At 32.2% G+C, this 22,527-nt stretch carries 23 protein-coding genes; 16 read left to right on the top strand and 7 right to left on the bottom strand.

Going from position 1 to position 22,527, the window contains the following annotated elements:
• Nucleotides 1–10: 10 nt before the first annotated feature.
• The gene (gene lepB, locus EU92_RS05445; protein WP_032513631.1) at nt 11–595 is read right to left on the bottom strand and encodes a signal peptidase I; all 585 of its coding nucleotides are present in this window, start codon (nt 593–595) and stop codon (nt 11–13) included.
• Between the two features lie 50 nt (nt 596–645).
• Between lepB and menD the strand changes: the two genes are divergently transcribed.
• Genes menD through EU92_RS05465 form a run of 4 tightly spaced genes read left to right on the top strand, consistent with a single transcriptional unit; the run spans nt 646 to nt 6,176 of the window.
• Nucleotides 646–2,409 (top strand): 2-succinyl-5-enolpyruvyl-6-hydroxy-3-cyclohexene-1-carboxylic-acid synthase, encoded by a 1,764-nt coding sequence (gene menD, locus EU92_RS05450; protein WP_032513632.1) that lies wholly within the window; start codon nt 646–648, stop codon nt 2,407–2,409.
• Between the two features lie 36 nt (nt 2,410–2,445).
• On the top strand, nt 2,446–3,303 hold the full coding sequence (gene menB, locus EU92_RS05455) for a 1,4-dihydroxy-2-naphthoyl-CoA synthase (protein ID WP_032513633.1): 858 nt from the start codon (nt 2,446–2,448) through the stop codon (nt 3,301–3,303).
• A gap of 34 nt (nt 3,304–3,337) precedes the next feature.
• Nucleotides 3,338–4,795 (top strand): glycogen synthase GlgA, encoded by a 1,458-nt coding sequence (gene glgA / locus EU92_RS05460; RefSeq protein WP_032513634.1) that lies wholly within the window; start codon nt 3,338–3,340, stop codon nt 4,793–4,795.
• 7 nt (nt 4,796–4,802) lie between these two features.
• Complete coding sequence (locus tag EU92_RS05465; protein ID WP_032523542.1) at nt 4,803–6,176, top strand: UDP-N-acetylmuramoyl-tripeptide--D-alanyl-D-alanine ligase; 1,374 nt, start codon at nt 4,803–4,805, stop codon at nt 6,174–6,176.
• Nucleotide 6,177: 1 nt separating this feature from the next.
• Here EU92_RS05465 and glmU read toward each other — a convergent pair whose 3' ends face one another.
• Genes glmU through aroA form a run of 3 tightly spaced genes read right to left on the bottom strand, consistent with a single transcriptional unit; the run spans nt 6,178 to nt 9,783 of the window.
• Nucleotides 6,178–7,527 carry a bifunctional UDP-N-acetylglucosamine diphosphorylase/glucosamine-1-phosphate N-acetyltransferase GlmU gene (glmU, locus tag EU92_RS05470; RefSeq protein ID WP_032513636.1) on the bottom strand — a complete coding sequence of 450 codons (1,350 nt, stop codon included), beginning with the start codon at nt 7,525–7,527 and terminating at the stop codon, nt 6,178–6,180.
• 26 nt (nt 7,528–7,553) lie between these two features.
• Nucleotides 7,554–8,459: a tRNA (5-methylaminomethyl-2-thiouridine)(34)-methyltransferase MnmD gene (locus EU92_RS05475; RefSeq protein ID WP_032513637.1), complete on the bottom strand. Its 906-nt coding sequence runs from the start codon at nt 8,457–8,459 to the stop codon at nt 7,554–7,556.
• Nucleotides 8,460–8,472: 13 nt separating this feature from the next.
• Entirely contained in the window at nt 8,473–9,783 is a 1,311-nt protein-coding gene (gene aroA / locus EU92_RS05480; protein ID WP_032513638.1) for a 3-phosphoshikimate 1-carboxyvinyltransferase, read from the bottom strand.
• A 130-nt stretch (nt 9,784–9,913) separates the two neighbouring features.
• Between aroA and EU92_RS05485 the strand changes: the two genes are divergently transcribed.
• The 6 genes from EU92_RS05485 to acs all read left to right on the top strand — a co-directional run bounded on the left by EU92_RS05485 (nt 9,914) and on the right by acs (nt 16,451).
• A complete protein-coding gene (locus tag EU92_RS05485; protein ID WP_032513709.1) occupies nt 9,914–10,642 on the top strand; it encodes a 2-phosphosulfolactate phosphatase family protein in 729 nt (242 codons plus the stop codon).
• 30 nt (nt 10,643–10,672) lie between these two features.
• On the top strand, nt 10,673–11,500 hold the full coding sequence (locus tag EU92_RS05490; protein ID WP_032513640.1) for a carbon-nitrogen hydrolase family protein: 828 nt from the start codon (nt 10,673–10,675) through the stop codon (nt 11,498–11,500).
• The gene (locus tag EU92_RS05495) at nt 11,500–12,585 is read left to right on the top strand and encodes an N-acetylmuramoyl-L-alanine amidase (protein WP_032513642.1); all 1,086 of its coding nucleotides are present in this window, start codon (nt 11,500–11,502) and stop codon (nt 12,583–12,585) included. The genes EU92_RS05490 and EU92_RS05495 overlap by 1 nt, the downstream gene beginning before the upstream one ends.
• Nucleotides 12,582–13,376, top strand: a complete 795-nt coding sequence (gene murI / locus EU92_RS05500; protein WP_032513643.1) for a glutamate racemase — start codon at nt 12,582–12,584, stop codon at nt 13,374–13,376. The genes EU92_RS05495 and murI overlap by 4 nt, the downstream gene beginning before the upstream one ends.
• Nucleotides 13,377–13,403: 27 nt before the next feature.
• Nucleotides 13,404–14,375 carry a solanesyl diphosphate synthase gene (gene sds, locus EU92_RS05505; protein ID WP_032513644.1) on the top strand — a complete coding sequence of 324 codons (972 nt, stop codon included), beginning with the start codon at nt 13,404–13,406 and terminating at the stop codon, nt 14,373–14,375.
• A gap of 93 nt (nt 14,376–14,468) precedes the next feature.
• On the top strand, nt 14,469–16,451 hold the full coding sequence (acs, locus tag EU92_RS05510) for an acetate--CoA ligase (RefSeq protein ID WP_032513645.1): 1,983 nt from the start codon (nt 14,469–14,471) through the stop codon (nt 16,449–16,451).
• Here acs and EU92_RS05515 read toward each other — a convergent pair.
• Entirely contained in the window at nt 16,448–17,170 is a 723-nt protein-coding gene (locus EU92_RS05515; RefSeq protein WP_032513646.1) for a DUF1350 family protein, read from the bottom strand. The genes acs and EU92_RS05515 overlap by 4 nt on opposite strands.
• Before the next feature lie 127 nt (nt 17,171–17,297).
• On the opposite strand from EU92_RS05515, the gene EU92_RS05520 reads away from it, so the two are divergent.
• Nucleotides 17,298–18,077, top strand: a complete 780-nt coding sequence (locus tag EU92_RS05520) for a 3'-5' exonuclease (protein WP_032513647.1) — start codon at nt 17,298–17,300, stop codon at nt 18,075–18,077.
• A gap of 30 nt (nt 18,078–18,107) precedes the next feature.
• Here EU92_RS05520 and EU92_RS05525 read toward each other — a convergent pair whose 3' ends face one another.
• Nucleotides 18,108–18,530, bottom strand: coding sequence for a GLTT repeat protein (locus tag EU92_RS05525; protein WP_032513648.1), 423 nt, complete (start codon nt 18,528–18,530; stop codon nt 18,108–18,110).
• A 98-nt stretch (nt 18,531–18,628) separates the two neighbouring features.
• On the opposite strand from EU92_RS05525, the gene hisS reads away from it, so the two are divergent.
• From hisS to EU92_RS05545, 4 genes are all read left to right on the top strand, one after another.
• On the top strand, nt 18,629–19,909 hold the full coding sequence (gene hisS, locus EU92_RS05530; RefSeq protein WP_032513649.1) for a histidine--tRNA ligase: 1,281 nt from the start codon (nt 18,629–18,631) through the stop codon (nt 19,907–19,909).
• Nucleotides 19,909–20,199: a hypothetical protein gene (locus EU92_RS05535; protein WP_032513650.1), complete on the top strand. Its 291-nt coding sequence runs from the start codon at nt 19,909–19,911 to the stop codon at nt 20,197–20,199. The genes hisS and EU92_RS05535 overlap by 1 nt, the downstream gene beginning before the upstream one ends.
• A gap of 2 nt (nt 20,200–20,201) precedes the next feature.
• Nucleotides 20,202–20,501 carry a TIGR02450 family Trp-rich protein gene (locus EU92_RS05540; RefSeq protein WP_032513652.1) on the top strand — a complete coding sequence of 100 codons (300 nt, stop codon included), beginning with the start codon at nt 20,202–20,204 and terminating at the stop codon, nt 20,499–20,501.
• Nucleotides 20,502–20,638: 137 nt separating this feature from the next.
• Nucleotides 20,639–20,872 (top strand): hypothetical protein, encoded by a 234-nt coding sequence (locus EU92_RS05545; protein WP_032513654.1) that lies wholly within the window; start codon nt 20,639–20,641, stop codon nt 20,870–20,872.
• 44 nt (nt 20,873–20,916) lie between these two features.
• Here EU92_RS05545 and EU92_RS09860 read toward each other — a convergent pair whose 3' ends face one another.
• Nucleotides 20,917–21,093 carry a hypothetical protein gene (locus EU92_RS09860; RefSeq protein ID WP_193741741.1) on the bottom strand — a complete coding sequence of 59 codons (177 nt, stop codon included), beginning with the start codon at nt 21,091–21,093 and terminating at the stop codon, nt 20,917–20,919.
• Between the two features lie 332 nt (nt 21,094–21,425).
• On the opposite strand from EU92_RS09860, the gene EU92_RS05550 reads away from it, so the two are divergent.
• Nucleotides 21,426–22,484 (top strand): chlorophyll a/b binding light-harvesting protein, encoded by a 1,059-nt coding sequence (locus EU92_RS05550; protein ID WP_032513655.1) that lies wholly within the window; start codon nt 21,426–21,428, stop codon nt 22,482–22,484.
• The last annotated feature ends 43 nt before the right edge of the window (nt 22,485–22,527 follow it).

Raw genomic sequence — 22,527 nt, 5'->3', positions numbered from 1 at the left:
CACGTACCCATTAATCTAAATTATTAAGGGCAGGGAACCGAATAGGTCCAATTTTATTAAACGGCCAATATCTAAAAATAGCTTTACCAATAACCTTTTTATAGGGTAAAAATCCCCAAATATGCGAGTCCATACTGTTATTCCTATTATCTCCCATCACCCATAATGACTCTTCTGGGACAATAAAAGGCCCTATAGAATAATTAATATTTTTGTCAAAATCGTAATTTTTTTGAGCGATATCATTTAAGTAAAGGTTACCATCTCTTACTTCTATCTTGTCTCCAGGTATTCCAATTACTCTTTTTATTAGAGCAGTATCTGCTTCATAACCAGCATTAATTAATTGTTCCGGAACGTTAAAAACAACTATTTTATTTTTTAATTTTGAAAGATTTGATTTGGATGTGATTTTGGGGGTTACTTTCTCAACAAGAATCTTATCTTGTATTTGAAGAGTTGGAAGCATTGAACCGGATGGGATCCATCTTGGCTCTATAACCTGCCATCGTATAATTAAAGCTATAGATATCCAGATTAAAAGATTTTTTAAATCCTTTAGTATTGAATTTCTTTTTTCTTGAGTTGTAGACATGTTTTATTTAATTCAGTTATAAAGAAAATCCCAAAGCATTTATATAAATTATGACATCATCTATTGAATGCAAAAATTTTCTTAGAAGTTTACAACTTTTGAATCTTCTTATAAAAATAGGAGTTCAAAATTTAATATTATGTCCTGGTAGTAGATCAGCACCTTTAGCAATAGCTGCTGGAGAATTAAATAAATTAGGACTGGTGAATATTTTTAATTCAATAGATGAGAGATCTGCGGGATTCCACTCTCTTGGGATTTCTGCTGCATCAGGTAATCTTTCTTTAGTTATTACTACTTCTGGGACCGCCGTATGTAACTTATTGCCAGCAGCAGTTGAGGCAGACCGATCTTGTAAAGGTATTATATTTCTTACTGCCGATAGACCCTTAAGATTAAAAGATTGTGGCGCTAATCAAACAGTAAATCAAGAAGATTTTTTGAGTTCAGTATGCAGAAGGGTTTTAAGTACAAATCTAAATGGACTTCATGAAACACAGGAAAATGAAATCTTTAATTTAGTTCGAATTACTGAGAAACAAATATCAACTTTCCCAGGTCCTATTCATTTAAATATTCCTATTGATAAGCCTTTAGGTATTTCATTTTTGAATAAAAAAAATGTTTTAGAGGTTTTTGAGAGAATTTATTTAAAGAAAAAATATATATTTCAGGAAGTTGAAATAAAGTCGGATAAAAACAAATTCTTAGAAATTTTAAAAAGTTTAAATTTAGATGAATCTGGCATTATTTTGGTAGGTCCCTATCAAGGTTCCATAAATGATTTAACTTATTTCAATAAATCTTTAGAACGATTACAAGAAATTACTGGTTGGCCAGTATTTGCTGATCCTGTTTCAGGCGTTTATTCTGATTTGAGAGGATTAGTTGTGAATTGGGAATTAATCTTAAGAAAAAATAGCAATTCTATAAATTGTCATCAACTTTTGAGGCTTGGCCCTATGTCATCCTCAATTGATTTGAAGAGGTTTTTAATAAACTTCGAAGGGATACAAATTCTTATAAAAGAAAAAAACTATAGAAAATTGGACCCTATAAAAAAATCATTTGAATATGATTTTGGGCTATCAAATTTCATTAATCTATTGTTAAAAGAATTATCAATTAACGAAAAAAACAAAAAGTCTCTTACTCCGATGGCTCTAGAGTTAATAAAGGAAGGCGAGAAGATTAAAAAAATCATAAAAGAGAAAATTACTCAAGATACTCAAATTACTGAGTATATGCTTGCAAATCTTGTCCCAAAACTTTGGCCAGCTGAAAATCCTATAATGCTCTCCGCGAGTAGCCCGATTAGAGATTGGCTTACATTTTCTGAGAATGGTACTTTAACAAGAAATTGTTTCAGCTTTAGGGGAGCTTCTGGCATAGACGGTACTTTATCTCTTGCATTAGGTATTTCTAGAATTAAAAATCCTCTGCTTCTTGTGACTGGAGATTTGGCTTTTATTTATGATATAAACGGCTGGCTGATTGAAAATTCAATCAACATGAACTTAACAATTCTTCTGATAAATAATAATGGCGGAAATATATTTAATCGTATTTATAAAGAAAATTTAAAAGAAGATGAATTAAAAAAACTTTTTCTTATGCCAAAAGAAATAAACTGGCCAAAACTCGCAGAGGGTTATCAAGTAAAATTTAAAAATGTGACAAATATTAAAAAATTACGGGAGGCATTCGAATGGAGCATTTCTATTCGTAAATCTGTAATAATTAAAGTTGATATTGATCCTGAAAATGAAATTAATGAAAAAAATGCTCTGCTAGAAAAAATAATTAGTATTTAAATTTTATTTTTTTCTATCTTTGAATAATTAAAAATCATGAAAATCTTACCTGGGGAAACAACTTTAAATTGGTCACAATATAAATCTTTCGAGGATATATTGTTTCATAAATCAGATGAGGGAATTGCGAGAATCGCAATTAATCGACCTGAAAAAAGGAATGCCTTTAGACCACAAACTGTAGATGAACTTATAAGTGCATTTAATGTCGTGAGAAATGATGAAACTATTGGGGTAGTTCTTTTTACAGGGGCGGGTCCTGATAAGAAAGGTATTTATTCTTTTTGCTCTGGAGGTGATCAGAGTGTCAGAGGTGATAATGGATATGAAAATGATGAGGGAAAGCAGAGGTTAAATGTACTTGAACTTCAAAGATTAATAAGAAGTTTGCCTAAAGTGGTTATCGCCTTAGTCCCTGGGTTTGCAATCGGAGGAGGCCAGGTACTACATTTAATTTGTGATCTTAGTATCGCCTCTGAAAATGCAATATTTGGTCAAACTGGTCCCAGAGTTGGTAGCTTTGATGCGGGATTTGGAGCTAGTTATCTCGCTAGACTTGTTGGTCAAAGAAAAGCAAAAGAAATTTGGTTTTTATGTAGAAAATATAATTCTAAGGAAGCTTTAGAGATGGGCTTGATAAATGCAATAACAAAGATTGAAGAATTAGAAGCTGAGGGTGTAATCTGGGCAAGAGAGATTTTACGAAATAGTCCAACTGCTATTCGTATTCTTAAAGCTTCATTCAATGCCGAAAATGATGGAATTGCGGGTATTCAAGAATTATCTGGATACACAACTAAATTATTTTATTCGACTAAAGAAGCTCAAGAAGGTAGAGATGCCTTTCTTGAAAAACGTCCACCCGATTTCTCTGATTATAAGTGGACTCCCTAGGGGACTTTTAATAGAACTTTTAAAATAACTATCAATGAGAATTCTTCTTGCCGCTGCCGAATGTGCTCCAATGATCAAAGTAGGAGGTATGGGAGATGTAGTTGGTTCGTTACCTCCATCTTTGATTAAACTTGGCCACAATGTAAGGGTTATAATTCCAGGCTATGGGAAATTATGGAGTCTTTTGGAGGTATCGAATGAACCAGTCTTCAGAACAAATACTATGGGGACTGATTTTGCTGTGTATGAAGCAAAACATCCAATACATAATTATGTTATTTACCTAGTTGGTCATCCAACATTTGATGCTGACCAAATATATGGAGGTGAGAATGAGGATTGGCGTTTTACATTTTTTGCTAGTGCTACTGCAGAATTTGCTTGGAATTGTTGGAAACCTCAAGTTCTTCATTGCCATGATTGGCACACTGGAATGATTCCAGTATGGATGCATCAGGACCCTGAAATTAGTACTGTTTTCACAATTCATAATTTAAAATATCAAGGCCCCTGGAGATGGAAACTTGAGAAAATGACTTGGTGTCCTTGGTATATGCATGGAGACCATACAATGGCTGCAGCAATGTTGTACGCAGATAGAGTAAATGCTGTTTCTCCAACTTATGCTGATGAAATTAAAACCCATGAATACGGAGAAAGTCTTGAGGGATTACTTAATTACATATCAGGGAAATTACGGGGTATCCTTAATGGTATAGATCTTGATGAATGGGATCCAGCAAAAGATCCAGTCTTGCCTGCAAAATTTAGTCTTAAGAATTTAGAAAATAGGAAAGAAAATAAGAAAATTCTTCAGAGAGAAATGGGGCTAGAAGTTAATACTAAAAAATATCTTTTAGGTATGGTTAGTAGGTTGGTTGATCAGAAAGGAGTTGACTTACTTTTACAAGTTTCAAGAAGACTTTTATCATATACAGATTCGCAAATAGCTGTTTTAGGGACTGGAGATAGAGATTTAGAGTCGGGATTATGGCAATTGGCATTAGATTACCCAGGAAGATTTTCAGTATTCCTTACATATGATGATTCTTTATCAAGGCTTATATATGGTGGTTCTGATGCATTCTTAATGCCAAGTAGATTTGAACCTTGTGGTATTAGTCAACTCCTTGCTATGAGGTATGGCTCTATTCCAATAGTTAGGCGAGTTGGAGGTTTAGTAGATACAGTTTTGCCTCATGACCCAGAAAATAATATTGGTACAGGTTTTTGCTTTGATCGCTTTGAACCTATAGATTTTTACACTTCTTTGGTAAGGTCTTGGGAGGCCTTCAGGCACAAAGATAGTTGGGAATTATTACAAAAAAGAGCTATGAGCCAAGAGTTTAGTTGGCAAAGATCAGCTCTTGAATACGAAATTATGTATAAAGATGTTTGCGGAATAAAGGAACCATCGCCAGATGCTGCTGAAGTTGAAAAGTTCTCTTACGGACAATCAGCCGATCCATCTTTAAAAAAAAGTATGAATTGATTTTTTAATGGAACTTTCTTTATCAGAATTAAACGATGTTTTGGGCGATATTAAAAATCTGGGTGATGTTAAAAATGATTTTTTAAATTTTAAGAATATAAGTATTGATAGTAGAACCATATTAAAAAATGATCTTTTTATAGCTATCAAAGGTAAAAATTTTGACGGACATAGTTTTCTTCAAGAAGTTTTAAAAAAAGGAGTTAAATCTGTAGTAATTAAAGAAGGGATGCAGACATTACTTCCAGTTGACTATCCTTTTTGGGTTGTAAAAGATACTTTAGAGGCGTTTCAAAAATTAACATTGCTCAAAAGGAAAAAACTAAATATTCCTGTAGTAGCAATAACTGGTTCAGTTGGTAAAACAACAACAAAAGAGATGATTGGCGAAGTTTTAAAGAACCTTGGAAAAATTAAACTATCCCATTTAAATTTCAATAATGAGATTGGGGTTGGTCTTACTATCCTTGCAACAGATATAGAAGATAAGGTTTTGGTCCTTGAGATGGGTATGAGAGGGGTTGGAGAGATCGAAAATTTGTCTAAATATAGTGAACCCGATATCGCAGTTATTACTAATATTGGGACGGCCCATATTGGATTATTAGGCTCTAAAGAAAATATTACTTATGCGAAGAGTGAAATTACTAAGTTTTTAAATCCAAATGGAGTTGTAATAATCCCTGCAGATGATTTTTTCCTAGAGGAAACTTTAAAAAGATACTGGAAAGGTAGATTAATAAAAATAGAATTATTAAATATAGAAAAGCCTCATAAAAATTTTAAGAAAAATAATAATTTGCAAGGATTTTATAATCCATCGAAAAAAACAATTTTAATAGAAGAAAATACCTTTGAGATCTCATTTGACGGCTTTCATAATGCTTTAAATTTTTTATTTGCTTATGCAGTTGCAAAAGAGCTAAAGATTGATTTTGCAAGTTTTAATAAGTTTAATTTCGCAAGTTTAGAAGGAAGGAATAAAATTCTTAAATCAGTTAAAACAACAATATATGATGAGTCATACAATGCCTCTCCAGAATCAGTAAAAGCATGTATTGAAAACCTCCTAGAAAAGCCAAGGAATCATTTTTTTATATTTGGCAGTATGCAAGAATTAGGAATATATTCTGAAAAATATCATACAGAAATATTTAACTTGATAAATAATTCAGATATAGAGAAATGCCTATTTATTTGCGATAAAAAAAATGCAAGATTTTATACTTCTTATCTAAAAAAGAAGAAAAAATTTTTAGTTTTTCACAACATTAAAGATATCCCAAAAGAGATTAACAAATTCACAAAAAAAGGTGATTCAATACTTATAAAAGGGAGCAGATGTTGGCAGCTTGAAAAAATTATTAAATTAATTCATTAAATCAAGGTTTCTTTTTCTTCCAATTGTCTATATTTACTTGTTTAGTTCTTGATATCGCTAATGAATTATCCTTCGAGTCTTTTGTAATAACTGAACCAGCTCCCGTTGTTACTGATTCCCCAAGATTAATAGGCGCGACAAAAACCGTATTTGCTCCAATACTAGAATTTTTGCCAATTTTTGTTTGATATTTTTTTTGACCATCAAAATTTGCAGTAATAGTTCCTGCTCCAATATTTGTAGATCTTCCAATAATAGAATCGCCAATATAACTTAGATGGTTTACTTTAGTTTCTTCCTCTAGTTCACTATTTTTTATCTCAACAAAATTACCAATTTTGCTATGAGAGGATATTTTAGATTTAGGCCTTATGTGACTATAAGGACCAATTTTTATATGATCCATTATCTGAGAATCATAAACAGTGGCATTTGAGATCTCACAATGTAATCCCACATTAGAATTTTCAATAAAACTATTTGGCCCAATAATGCAATTATTAAAAATTTTGGTTCTTCCTCTTATGTGAGTATTAGCCTCTATGATTACATCTTTGCCAATCTCGGCTTCTTCACTAATTGAACAACTCGCTTTATTTATAAAAGTTACGCCATTCAGCATATGCTTTTCTTTAATTGCATTCTGAATAATTTCTTCGCATTGTGAGAGTTGTATTCTATTATTAATCCCTTGTAGTTCTCCATTATCATCTACCTCTAGGCTCAAGGAATTTTTTAGCAAAGCAACTGTATCAGTTAAATAGACTTCTTTCTGGTTATTATTACTCTTGAGATTACCTATTATTTTTGACAAGCTTTCCCAGTTAAAACAATAAATACCTGCGTTTATTAATGAATTTAGTCGCTCTTGATTATTACAATCTTTTTCTTCAACAATTCTCTCTATAAAATCCCCATTTAAAAAAACTCTGCCATACCCAATAGGATTTATTTTATTAGTTGTTATTAAAGAAACATCTGCATTTTTTGAATCATGGAAATTTAAAAGCTTTTTTAAAGTCTTTGACTTGATGAGCGGCACATCTCCATTTAGCACCAAAAGTTTACCTTTATTTTTTTTTACTTCTCGACAGAGTACCTGAATAGCATGACCAGTTCCTGATTGCGGATCTTGAATAATAAAATCGATTTTTTTATTGTTTGGGATTGACTCTCGTACTTCTTTTGATTTATGTCCAGTAATTACAAAAATTTGATCAGGATTTAACTCTATACATGAATCAATTACTCTCTGCAAAAGAGTTTTCCCGGAAATTCTATGTAAGACCTTTGGCAAGGAGCTTTCCATCCTAGTGCCCTTACCTGCAGCCAATATCGCAACACTTAACATATTTTTTGAAATACATATATCTAAATTTAACTCCTAAAGGCCGACTTCGTCATTCCCCACTTTTCTCTCCATTTCTTTGTTGATAAAAGATTTGAGAATAATTGTTCATCTAATCTTTTCTTAATAATATCTTCTCTACTTGAGTTTAAATTTTGATCTCGATATGGAACACTAGCTTTAGTTAGGAGATGTTCCTCTTCCATTAGAGATAACTTTTGGAAATTTAATAAAGGTTTCAACTTGGCTTTATCAAATTTTGCTATCGCTACGGTTCCCTGACTCCAAAAATTTCTTAAATTAGAATCTGATTTAATAGTAAAAATTTCTAAACCAAGATTTCTTAATGTCTTTCTTACTGCGGCTGAAGAAGAATAAGTTATTAAATAACCCTGAGGATTAAGTTTTTGTGTCACCTTTGATAAAAATTCAATTGTCCAAACTTGTGGACATTTTTGAGGAGAAAAGCCATCTAAATAAATTAGATCGAATTTATAATCTGCAGGAATCTTATTAATTTTTTCTCTTGCATCACCCCACAAAATTCTACATTTGAAAAATTGATCCTCATAGAAATTATTTCGGTACAATGATTCAAATATTGTTTTAACTTTTGGAGTCCATAATTTCTTGAAAGATTTATTTGTTAGCGCATATTCAAGAGGCTTATTATCTATCTCCAAGGCATACCAATTTAAATACGATTTTTGTTTTATTAATTCGTTGAATAAAGAAGCGGAATTATACCCTAAACCAAAACATATATCCAAAACATTAATCGACTTACCTTTGAATCTTTGCAACTCAGAAGGGGCTGTAAACTTTATTTTTGTTTCATCAAGTGCTCCTAATAGGCTATGGAAATTCTCTTGAAAAAGGACACTTCTTAAAGAGTAACTGCCATCTTTTGTTAAAACTTCTATTAATTCAGACAAAGAATTTTTTGAGTTAGTTAGTTAGTTTGGCAAGGTCCTCCCAAAAAGTAGGATAAGAAACGTTAGATGCATTTGCTCTTATTATCTTTGAGTTGCCTTTTGCGAGGAGTGAGGCGATAGCAAGACTCATTGATACTCGATGATCAGTCTCACTGTCTACCTCCGCAGCATTAAATTTTGATTGTCCATTAATAATTAAGCCATCCTCTCTTTCTGATATTTCTGCACCGAATTTTCGCAACTGTCTCGTCATGACTTTTAATCGGTCAGTTTCCTTAACTCTTAATTCCTGTGCATCCTTAATTTCAGAAACTCCATCACAAAAACAAGCCGCCACAGTAAGGATAGGGATTTCATCTATAAGTTTAGGAAGTACATCTCCTTCGATAGTAAATGACCTTAAGTTATTTGCAGTCTTTACTTTGATAGATCCAATAGGTTCTCCTGCAATTGTTGACTTATCTAAAACCTCATAATTACAGCCCATTGAATCCATTACATTTAATATTCCTGTTCTAGTAGGATTTAATCCAATATTTTCAATTAATACCTCTGAATTTGGAACAATAGATGCAGCAATCATCCAGAAGGATGCAGAGCTTATATCTCCAGGGATTAATACTCTCTGACCAATTAAGTCGGTCCCTGACTTGATTACTACATTTCTTCCAAATTCCCCTCTAATACTTATATCTGCTCCAAATGCTTTCAACATTCTTTCAGTATGATCCCTTGAAGATACTGGCTCAATAACTGAAGTGTTTCCAGAAGCTTTGAGTCCTGCTAATAATATCGCGGATTTTACCTGAGCACTAGCTACTGGAGTTCCTAGCACACATCCTTTAAGTTTGTTGCCACTAATTGAGATTGGAGCTTTGTTCCCGCATTCTCTACCAAAAATTTTGCCGCCCATCAAAGATAATGGTTTTCCCACTCTCCTCATTGGCCTTTCATTGAGAGAACCATCCCCTGTTAAGATAAAATTTTTACCATCTTGACCGGCTAGTAACCCCATTAGTAACCTCATGGTGGTTCCCGAATTTCCACAATTGAGAATTTCTTTTGGCTCTTTTAATCCATCAAGACCCAAGCCTAAAATAGTAAAAGGCTCATCTTTTTTTATTTTTGGAATATTTACTCCTAATTTTCTAAGACAATCAGCAGTTGAAAGTGGATCTTCAGAATGTAAAAAACCCTCAATAGTAGTTTCGCCCTGAGCAATACTCCCGATTATTAAGGCTCTATGTGAGATGGACTTGTCTCCAGGTACTTTTATTTTTCCTTTTAAATTACCTCCACCTTTTATTGTGCGGATATTATTCATTTTTAAATTAATACTCGATAAATTTTTATAAATACAAATTAGATATATATTATCAATAAGTTTGTTTTTAAAAAAAAATATTCAAAGTAAGTAACTGTTTTCTATAATAAGTTCAGAAAGGTATTTGACCATTAATCTTACTTATTATCACGTTGCAAATGAAGTTCCAGAAATAAGCCCCGATGTTGCAGTGGTAATAGATGTTCTTAGAGCTACAACCACAATTTCTTGGGCTTTAAAAAATGGAGCTGATTCAATACAAGTTTTTGCAGATTTAGATTTGTTGAAAAAATCTGCAATGAACTGGAATGCTGATGAGAAACTAATGCTTGGAGAGAGAGGTGGAAAGAAAATTGAAGGCTTTGACTTAGGCAATTCTCCTTTATCGGTAACAAAAAAAGTTGTAAAGGGTAAAAGACTATTTATGAGCACGACAAATGGAACTAAATCGTTGCAAAAAGTTCAAGATGCAAATCATTTATTTGCTATGGGACTTCCAAATAGAAGAGCAGTTGCTGAAAAAATAATTTCACTTAAAAGTGAAAATGTTTTAATACTTGGTAGTGGTTGGGAAGGCTCTTATTCACTTGAGGATTCTTTAGCTGCTGGTGCTTTGGCTTCATATTTGAAAGCAAAATATGATTATGAAGTCAATATTCTTAACGACGAATTACAGGCTGCTTTAGCACTTTGGGAATTTTGGAAAAATGATATTTTAAAATGTTTAAAAACTGCAACCCATGGCAAAAGATTGACAAGTCTAGGAGATTATGAGGAAGATTTTAAATGTTGTTCGAAACTTGATTGCTTAGAGATTGTTCCTGCTCAAGTAGAAAGAGGAGTGATTCGTGCCTCATGATTTACGAATTGGTTCACTAGGAGTAAAGCCTTGACTGATTTTTTGGTAGCTGCATTGCAAATTACAAGTACTTCAAATGTTGAACGAAATTTTGCTGAAGCAGAAGAACAGATCGAATTAGCCGCTAGAAGAGGTGCTGAGTTAATAGGATTGCCCGAAAATTTTGCTTTTTTAGGTGAAGATGATGAAAAACTTAGATTAGCTTCTGAATTGTCGATGAAGTGCACAAATTTCCTCAAAACAATGTCACAAAGATATCAAGTATTTCTTTTGGGGGGAGGCTATCCTGTTCCTGCTGGTGGAGACAGTCACACTTTTAATAGGTCAGCACTATTTGGAAAAGATGGACAGATTTTGGCAAAATACGACAAAATTCACTTATTTGATGTTGATTTGCCGGATGGTAACTTATATAAGGAATCATCTACTATTTTATCGGGCGAGGAATATCCTCCTATCGTAGATGTACCAGGTTTGTGTAGGGTAGGATTATCTATTTGTTATGATGTGAGGTTCCCTGAACTTTATAGATATTTGTCTTCGAATGGTGCTGAGCTAATTATGATTCCCGCAGCTTTTACAGCTTTTACTGGAAAAGATCACTGGCAAATCCTATTACAAGCAAGAGCGATTGAGAATACAGCATATGTTGTAGCTCCAGCTCAAACTGGAATTCATTATGGAAGAAGACAAAGCCATGGCCATGCAATGGTAATTGATCCATGGGGAACTGTTTTATCTGATGCTGGAAAAACACAGGGTGCTGCAATAGCACCGGCTGATAAAGAAAGAGTAAAGAAAATTAGGGAGCAGATGCCGAGCCTAAAACATAGAAAAAACAAATTGTTCTCAAACTAATGTCAAAGTTTTTTTGTAATAAACTTTCTCGTTATATTGCCATTTTTTTATTTTTAAATTTTTTTATCCCGCCTTTAAGATCATCAAGTTCTTTAGCGGCATGGGTTTTAAAAAGTAATGGTATTTTAGAATTAAGAACTAAAACAAATTCAAATTTAAAAGCATACTTTCAGAAGGCTAATCAAATATATGGTGATAGATTCTGGGTGGATTTCCATGGAGAATTAAAAAATCCGAGGATCATAAAAGGTAATGGTCCAATAAAAGAAATTAGGTTAGGCAAACCAAATAAGGGCAAAACAAGACTAGTAATTGAATTTAAGGGAGAACCTTATTTAACTCCTTTGACTTGGAAGATGGTTGGCTTAAACAAAAATATATGGAGAATTAAATTATTTACACCAAAATATTCATTTAAAGAGATTGGTGAAGGTTCAGTTGAAAAGAGAAAAGGCAATATTAAAACAAACCAAGACTCAAGTTATATGAATAAAAGTGCTAATGATTACTTGCGATTGCCAAACGTAAAACAAAATAAATTCACGGTAGTTATTGATCCAGGTCATGGAGGACCCGATCCAGGGGCAATAGGTATTGGTGGGATAAGGGAAACTGATGTAGTACTTGAGGTTTCCAAGCTAGTTGAAAATTTACTGTCTGACAAAGGTGTAAAAGTAAGGTTAACAAGAAAAAATGAGGTAGATTTGGATTTACCTCCAAGAGTTTCCTACGCTAACAAAACTGATGCTGATATCTTTGTAAGTATTCATGCAAATGCCTCAAGAGGGAAAAGAAGAGATATTAATGGCTTAGAAACCTTTTACTTTAGAGGCTGGAGGGGTAGATTACTCGCTAAAAGAATTCAGAAACAAATTCTAAGAGTTTCCCCTGGTAGTCCTGATCGAGGGGTTAAACAAGGTAGATTTTACGTAATTAAAAATACTAGGATGCCTGCAGTTCTTGTGGAAATTGGCTTTTTAACAGGAAGATTAGATGCAAGAAGATTAGAAAAAACTGCACATCGTAAAAGGATAGCTTATGCAATTACAAAAGGAATCCTCGAATATCTGTCTAAAGTAGGGTGAAAATTAAAGTAGGTATATTTGATAGTGGGATAGGTGGTTTTACTATCCTTAATTCTTTACTAAAAACTCGAAACGATGTTGAGGTTTTTTACTTGGCGGACACAAAAAGAATCCCTTTTGGAAATAAAAATTTTAAGGAAATAAGATTCATTGCAAAAGAGATTTGTACTTTTTTTGAAGGCAAGAATTTGGATGCACTTTTAATAGCATGTAATACCACAAATGCATGTGCTCTTGATATTATAGAAACTAATCTAGGGATCCCTTGTTTTGAACTTATAAACTCAGTATCAGAAATAGTTAGTAAACAAATAATTGGTGTCTTAGCAACACAAACAACTGTCAGGTCATCATATTATAAAAACGCTTTAAGTTATAAAAATGAGAATTTAAAGATATTTCAACAAGAATGTCCAGAATTTGTATCAGAAATTGAAAAAGAAAAACTAAATATTAAAAAGTTAAATTACCTTTCGGATTTGTATTTAAGACCACTATTGGATAATAATATTGAAGAATTAATACTTGGATGTAGTCATTATCCTTTGATTTATGACTTTTTAAGAAAAAAATTAGACACCAATATAAAAATTATTGATCCATCAGAAGCGTTAATAAAAAAATTTAATGAATCTTTTTTTATTACAAAGACTGACCGCTATGAAAGTCTTTCTTACGAAAATGTGCAATTTTTTGTTACTTCAAAAAAAGATGAATTTTTCAAAAAAGTAAAAATTTGGCTTGAAATTAATAAAGAAATTAGATTGGTTAACCTCCGAAGCAATGTTTGATTCTTTAATATATGTATGAGGTCAATCATGAACACAGTAACAGAACTACTACAACCAGTTGAAAATGATCTTGATGATCTTATTCTTGAACTGAAAAATTTAATAGGAGCTGGTCATCCAATTCTTCAAGCAGCAGCTGAGCACTTATTTAGTGCAGGAGGGAAAAGACTTAGACCAGGTATCGTGTTGTTAATTTCAAAAGCTATATCCCATAATTTTACTCTAATAGATAAACATAAAAAGCTTGCTGAAATAACTGAAATGATTCATACAGCATCATTAGTCCACGATGATGTTGTTGATGAGGCTTCTACAAGAAGAGGGGTTGATACTGTACATAGCAGATTTAATACTAGAGTCGCTGTATTGGCAGGAGACTTTCTATTTGCTCAAGCAAGTTGGCACCTGGCAAATCTTGAAAATGTAAATGTAGTTAAATTACTTAGTAGAGTGATAATGGATTTAGCTGAAGGAGAAATTAAACAAAATTTAAATAGATTCGATTCAGCTCAATCTTTTTCCAAATACATAAATAAAAGTTACTGTAAAACTGCATCTTTAATAGCTAATAGTTGTAAAGCAGCTGGAGTTTTAAGTAATCTCAACGACGAAAAATTAAACTTACTTTATGAGTTTGGTAAAAATGTTGGTCTAGCTTTTCAAGTCGTAGATGACATCCTTGATTTTACAGGAAATGATAAACAACTTGGAAAACCCGCCGTAAGTGATCTTGCGAGTGGATATCTTACTGCACCAGTTTTATATGCATTAGAAGAGAATAAGAAATTGTCTGTTCTCATTAATCGAGAACTTGCTGAAAAAGATGATTTAGATAATGCTCTAAGTATCATAATGAATTCTAAAGCCATTGAAAATTCCAGAAAACTAGCAGAGGAATTTGCCATGCTTTCTAAAGAAGCAATAGTCTGGCTTCCTGATTCAGAGTACAAAAGGGCGTTAATGGCCCTCCCTGAATTTGTTCTTGGCCGCCTTTATTAGATTTTTAATAATAAATTTATCAGCTAAATTATTATTAAAATTTTTGAAAACAATAAATTTTTCGTTTAGGTTTATTAAAAATAGATTCATTTAATGGCATTAGATAAAAAAAATTCAATAAATAATATTCTAGACGAAAGGCGAATTTTTCCTCCTTCAAAAGAATTCGCAGAAAGCTCAAATATTAGATCTCAAAAAGAATTACTTAGTTTAAAAAAACAAGCCTCAGATAATCCAATTAAATTTTGGGAATCTTTCGCAAATTCCGAAATAGATTGGTTTGAACCATTTCAAAGTGTATTAGATAGTGATAATGCTCCCTTTTTTAAGTGGTTTAAAGAAGGAAAACTCAATATTACATATAACTGCTTAGATAGACACATAAAGAAAGGACGTGGAGAAAAAACTGCACTTATATGGGAAGGAGAACCTGGCGATAGCAAAAAATATACTTATGAGGAACTCCTAAAAGAGGTATGTAAAGCTGCTAATGCACTTAAAGAAATTGGAGTAAAAAAAGGGGATTTGGTATGTATTTATATGCCAATGATTCCTGAGGCGATGTTTGCGATGTTAGCTTGTGCAAGAATTGGCGCGCCCCATTCAGTTGTCTTTGGGGGATTTTCTTCGGAAGCTTTAAAGGATAGATTAATTGATGGAAATGCTAAATATATTATTACCGCAGATGGTGGATTTAGAAAAGATAAGGTTATTGAGCTTAAGAAGGCAGTTGACGCGGCAATTCAAAGTGGAGCAGATAAAATTGTTGAAAAAGTAGTAGTTGTTCAAAGGACTAAAAAAAATATTTCAATGGTAAATAAGAGGGATTTTTGGTGGCATGAGTTATTGAAAGATCAAAAAAGTTGGTGTGAACCCGAAATTATGAATAGCGAAGATAGACTTTTTATTCTTTATACCTCAGGATCAACTGGAAAACCTAAAGGAGTTGTACACACTACAGGAGGTTATAATCTTTGGACTCATTTGACATTTAAATGGATTTTTGATTTAAAAGATGATGATATTTATTGGTGTACAGCGGATGTTGGTTGGATTACAGGCCATAGTTATATCGTTTATGGGCCATTATCAAATGGCGCTACAACCTTAATGTTTGAGGGTGTTCCAAGGCCATCTAATTTAGGAGCTTTTTGGGAAATTGTTCAGAAATACAAGGTTTCAATTTTTTATACTGCTCCAACAGCAATAAGAACATTTATGAAAGCTGGACGTGAAATCCCTGATAAATATAATCTTGAAAGTCTTAGACTTTTAGGCACAGTTGGAGAACCTATTAATCCTGAAGCATGGATTTGGTACAAAGATGTTATTGGTAAAAATAAATGCCCCATAGTAGATACCTGGTGGCAAACTGAAACTGGGGGTGTGATGATAAGCCCTTTGCCTGGAGTCGTTGCGACAAAGCCAGGTTCAGCTACTTATCCCTTACCTGGAATTGAAGTTGAAGTTGTCGATAAGAATGGAGAAAAGGTAAAGGAAAACGAGGGCGGCTATTTGATTATTAAGAAGCCTTGGCCAGGAATGATGAGAACTATTCATGGAAACTCAAAGAGATACTTAGAGAGTTATTGGGAATATATTTCTTTTAAAGGAGAAAAGAATGTTTATTTCGCTGGGGATGGAGCACGTATTGATGAAGATGGATATATATGGATTATGGGGAGAGTTGATGATGTTATAAGTGTTTCAGGTCATCGGCTAGGAACGATGGAAATAGAATCTGCTTTGGTAAGCCATAAATTAGTTGCAGAAGCTGCTGTTGTTGGTAGAAGAGATGATCTAAAAGGTGAGGTTATAGTCGCTTTCGTATCTTTAGAGAAGAATGTGAATAGTTCTGCAGAATTATTAGAGGAATTAAAGAAGCATGTAGTTAATGAAATTGGAATTATTGCTAAGCCTGAAAAAATAATAATTTCTGACTCTCTTCCCAAAACACGAAGTGGAAAAATTATGAGGAGAATTTTGAGATCATTGGCGGCTGGAGAAAAAATAAGTGGGGATATAAGTACTCTTGAAGATAGTTCTGTTTTAGAAAAGTTGAAAGAAACATCCTAATCTAATTCATCAATTAAACTAGAAATTTTTTTAATAGTGTTTCTTTTGAAACTATCATCAGCCCAATCTCCTAAAAAATTTCCTCTTAGTCCAGCACTCGCAATAATAGTGTGTGTTCCATTTAACATTATCCCCTTTGAATTATCTTCTTTTCTTGATTTAAGGCAAGAAAATAATTTATCTGTTTGATCTAATTCGTCTGAATTGAATTTTATAAGGAAATTATTTTTTTGATTATAAGTTTTTTCAATTATTCTTAAAGTTCTTTCTGGACTTGGGCTGAATTCACTGTTGAATTCTAATCTTTGAGCAATCTGTTTTAAAAATGGAATTGATTTGTTAGCACTAAAGTTATTGAAACTAATTGATATGAATCTTTCGCAATTTCTTCCACCATCAGGAGAAATTAAATGAAGTTTACATCCAAGACTATGACCAATTCTTATTGATGGAATTGATACTCCTATTCTTTTAGATATGGATATTCGGCAATTCTTAAAATCCTTCCATGCTTTAATAGAAAGTTGTTGGTGATCAAATTGAGGAGTGTACTTGTATGCATGTACTGCGTAATTTTTATTTATTAAGCTCTCTATAAATCTTCTATAGGTTAAATCTGGTTTAGATGCTAAGTAACTTCCACCAATGAATTCTATAATTTTCTTAGGTTTTGATGGCCAATAACAAAAATTGTTAAATTGATATTTTGTAAAAGTCATTTTTTATGATTTTTTTTATCTAAGAAATTTTTAAAAATTATTCTCTAATCAAATTTGTTTAATAAATATAAATTTAAAAGAAATTTTTAATAAATGCGTCAATATAAATTAAAGTGTTTTCTTCTAATTGGAACTATCTAACAAAAAAGAATTAAATCAATTGGATTTTCTTCCTGATCAAATTAAAAGTAACCCCTCTGAAAAAAATGTTAATAATCAAATTAAAAAAATTGAAAAAATTTTAATTCTTGATACCGAGACAACGGGGTTAGATGAAAACAAAGATGAAGTGATAGAAATAGGTTGTATTTTGTTTGACGTATCTTTTAAATGTGTACTTTCACAGGTCTCATTTTTATTCCCGGTAAAAAACAATGATGCTGAACATGTAAATGGTATATCTGCAGAAGTAACTAATATTCCTCAACCATGGGTAGATGGATTGAATTTCTTTTTAAAACTTGTTGATTGTTCGGATTTCATTGTTGCGCATAATGTAGAGTTTGATAAGAAATGGTTTGGGAAGGGAAGATTGCCTAAACTTAATAAAAAATGGATTTGCAGTTTAGAGGATATTAATTGGTCTTTTAAAAAATCACTAAAAACTAGACCTTCTGTAACTCATTTAGCTTTATCTTTTTCAATACCAGTTTGGAATTTGCATAGAGCTTTGTCTGATTGCTTTTATCTATCTGAGGTCTTCAAAAAATGTGATAATTTAGAGGAACTTTTACTAAAAGCTATTGAACCTAGGTTTTTATACAAGGCATTGGTTAGTTATGATGATAGGCTATTAGCTAAAAATGCTGGTTTTAGATGGAATAGTCCTGTGCAAGGAGCCTGGTCAAAAAAATTAACTATTGATGAGGCAAAAAGTCTTGATTTTAGAGTAGAGATTTTAAATTAATATTTAATTAATTTTTGATTAAGTAAATATTTAGTGCATTTTACAGGGCATCCATTTTTTACCCATTTCATGAGCTCCAATACATCCGTATCTTGAAGCAGCCTTTTCAGCTTCTTCTTTGGTGTTAAAAAGATCTGACATTATATTTTTCTTGTTTGAATTTGAAATTTGTTTAGATTGATTATGATTGTGGTTTTGAGAATTAGGTGAATACTCCCATACCCCCATAGTTGTAATGCCACCAGAGATAATTCCCATCCCCACCACTGACAAATTGATAATTCCCATTGCTACGGCACCAAAAGAAAAAACACCCATGGGAACTACTCCAATACTTATTACTCCCATTGGTACTATTCCTATTGAAACAATACCAAGCGGTGCTATTCCAAAAGCAATTTTTTTTGGTTTAGTACCACAATGCTGACTCTCTTTATTTTTATTGATTTCCAATAGGTTTACTAAATGTTAAATTAAAATTGTCTCACAGAACAGCCAATAAAATTTAATTTCTGTAGTAAATTAAATTTTTTGAATTATTTTCTAGAACTTTGAATAACTTAAAAAATCTTAGAGGAACGGTAGACCTATTACCTGATCAATTAATAAAGTGGCAAAATGTTGAGAAAATTGTATTGGAGCAACTTAAAAGATCATCTATCAAAGAAATAAGAACACCAATATTGGAAATGACTGAATTATTTATAAGAGGAATTGGTGAAGGAACAGATGTTGTAAGTAAGGAAATGTACACATTTTTAGATAGAGGAGAGAGATCCTGCACTCTTAGGCCTGAAGGGACGGCCTCAGTCGCACGAGCATTAATACAAAATGGAATATCTTCTAATCCCCTTCAAAAACTTTGGTATATGGGACCTATGTTTAGATATGAGAGGCCACAAGCAGGAAGGCAAAGACAGTTTCATCAATTAGGTGTTGAATTTATAGGATATGAATCAGTGAGAAGTGATGTTGAAATTATTGCTTTGGCTTGGGACATCTTAAAAAAATTAGGAATAAAAGAACTTAATCTTGAAATAAATACGTTGGGTGATCTGAGTGATAGATTAAATTTTCAGGAAAATTTTTTAAAGTGGCTAAAAACAAACAAAAAGGCTCTAGACCTAGATTCTCAGAATAGGATTGATAAAAATCCCTTGAGGATTTTCGATAGTAAGAATATTCAAACAAAAAAAATCCTTGAAAATGCTCCAAGATTAATTGACTTTTTGTCTGAAAAAAGTCGTAAAAGATATTCATACTTAAAAAAACAATTAGAGATTTTAAAAATACCTTACTTGGAAAATCTTAATCTAGTGAGAGGCTTGGATTATTACACCCATACTGCCTTTGAAATTACTAGTGGTTCTCTAGGCTCTCAAGCTACAGTTTGCGGAGGAGGTAGATATGACGATTTAATAAAACAAATGGGAGGCCCAAGCACCCCTGCAATTGGTTTCGCTATTGGTTTAGAAAGATTAATCTTACTCGCGGGAAAAGAGCTAGAAGCTCCAAGAAATACTGATATTTATATTATTAATCAAGGCTTAATTTCTGAAACATTAGCCATGGATTTATCAAGAAAATTAAGAAATTATGATTTATTAGTTGAATTGGATTTGAGTGGAGCCTCTTTCTCTAAACAATTTAAAAAGGCAAATAAACTAAAAGCTAAAAGTATTATTGTTATTGGTGATGATGAAGCAGCTAATAAAGAATTCATTATAAGACTTTTTGATAAAGCAAGTACTGAAAATAAAGAATTGGCAATATCTTTTGAAGATGATATTACTTTGGAAAAGTGGCTAATTAATAACTTGCTTGTAAAGTAATGCTCCTCAAATTAATGATAATTCTTCTTTTTGTACTAATTTCCCTTTGTTTGAGGAATTGGCTTAAATTAAATAGAAAAAAAAGATTTTTAAAATCTAAAAAATTAATAGCCTTCAATAAGAAGAATCTAAATAATTGGATGCATTTAACTAAAAAAGAAAGATATAACTTGTCAAAACAAGAATCTATTTTCTATCTGGATAAAAGAAAACTTTTATTAGATGAAATTAGAAAAGAATATAAAGAAATATCTAGAGTTGATTCTCAAAAAAATATAAAGAAAAAATAATAATGGAAAATTTCTGGACTTCGAAAAAACCTATAAAAGGTTTAAGACATTTTGTCTTAGTAAATAAGACGAAAGAAAATGGACAAAAATATTTTTTAATGGTTTCGGTTGTTGATTGCGAAATTTATTTGAAAATTACAGAAAAAGAATTAACAAGCTGTTGTAATTGGGAAAAGGGATGGCTCAATCTCCTTAAAACTGAATCGATTACTCAAGAATATGTTCGATTCAAATCTTTAAAAAAGAAAGAGGAAATTAAAAAAATTTTTCTTAACGAGGATTCTTTGTTTAATATTTCTTAATTTGAGATAAAAAATATTTTTCAGCTTTTTACTATAGATACTAGGCTTTTTGCCAATTAACAATTATTTAAAAGTTTTACCCCTTTCAAAAAATTAAAATTAACGTTATTAAGGATTAATAATATTTACTTAATTCAATGTTAGGGGATATATGGAGCTCTTCCGAGCTAACTGCTGAAAATTTAGGAATAACTGAAATTAAACTTTCTTTTTTACGTGATAATGGAATACTTAAGCCTGGAATTCATTGGAAAAGCTCTCCTCTTGGTCAAAAAAAACCTTGGAGGCCTAAAGCCCTCTACAATATAAAAACTTGTAGAAATATTATTAATAAATTTTACGTTGAAGAAAATTTTAGTAATGCAGCTTAAAAAAATATTATTTGAAGATTAATTTAGAAAGATATATTTGATTGCTATTCAACTAGATTTTCATCCTTACAGTCAATTATTGTGTTATGCAAAGTTGGATATAAGTTGATCATTTTTATATATTGTTCTGATTCTCTGTAGGATTTTGCAGCTTTTTTGTAATCAACCTCAGATTTCATTTTTTGTGAAATTTTGCTAGGAGATTCTTGGAAGGTTTCCATTTTATTAGGTGTCTTATCACCTTTTTAATAATTGTTTGAGAATGGTCAATAATTAGTATGTTTTTATGAAACAAAATTTTATTTAATGTCAGCAAAAAGAAATTTATTAAAAATATCTGAGTTGAAAAAATCTTGATTTTTTTTATTTAATTTTTATCTCTGAGAATAACTTTTCTTATTAAATCTAACTTCTTTGCCATGCGATTTTACTTGAGATGATTTTTTTGATTAATTATGGCTAGGATTACTAACCTTTACAATTTTGTTGTGAATTCAACTCTTTGGTGAAATATAAAGTATTCTCAAAACGTTTAAGCTAATCATTTCCTAATATGCAAACATATGGAAATCCAGACACTACCTACGGATGGTGGGCTGGTAATTCAGGTGTAGCAAATCGCTCAGGAAAATTCATTGCTGCTCATGTAGCTCATGCAGGATTAATTGTTTTCTGGGCCGGTGCTTTCACCCTTTTTGAACTTTCACGATTTGACCCCAGCGTCCCTATGGGGCATCAACCTCTAATCGTTCTTCCTCATTTGGCAACTCTTGGAATAGGGTTTGATGCTAATGGCGTTGCGATGGGAGACACTAAACCTGTTCTTGCTATAGCAATAGTTCACTTAGTTTCTTCTATGGTTTTAGCTGCTGGAGGACTTTTACATTCTTTACTTCTACCTGGAAATTTAGAAGATTCTGATGTCGCAAAAGCTAGAAAATTCAATATTGAATGGGATAATCCAGACAAATTGACATTTATTCTTGGCCACCACTTAATCATTCTTGGTTTCGCAGTTATTGCTTTTGTTGAATGGGCAAGAGTTCACGGTATTTATGATCCAGCTCTTGGTTCTGTAAGACAGGTTGAGTACGAATTAAACTTGGCAAAAATTTGGAATCATCAAACAGACTTTTTGACTATCGACAGTCTAGAAGAAGTAATGGGTGGCCATGCTTTCCTAGCTTTTGTTGAGATTACTGGTGGTGCTTGGCATATAGCTACTAAGCAAGTTGGTGAATATACCAAGTTCAAAGGAAAAGGACTTCTTTCAGCGGAGGCGGTTCTATCTTGGTCTCTAGCTGGAATAGGCTGGATGGCTATTGTTGCAGCCTTCTGGAGTGCATCTAACACTACAGTTTATCCTACTGAATTCTTTGGTGAACCTCTTCAATTGAAATTTAGTATTTCACCATATTGGGTGGATACTGTTGATCTCCCTGACGGTGAGTACACATCAAGGGCATGGTTAGCTAATGTTCATTACTATTTTGGATTCTTCTTTATTCAAGGTCATTTATGGCACGCTTTAAGAGCACTAGGCTTTGATTTCAAGAGAGTTACAAATGCTATCAGTAATATTGATAGTGCAACAGTTACTCTTAAAGATTAATTCTCAAATTTCATCACTTATATTAAAAGGCTCCTATTACAGG

It is taken from the genome of Prochlorococcus marinus str. MIT 9107 (assembly GCF_000759855.1).
In the GTDB taxonomy this organism is placed as follows: domain Bacteria; phylum Cyanobacteriota; class Cyanobacteriia; order PCC-6307; family Cyanobiaceae; genus Prochlorococcus_A; species Prochlorococcus_A marinus_N.
Note: the sequence above shows the minus strand (reverse complement) of the source record. Positions and strands in the feature narration are given on the sequence as shown.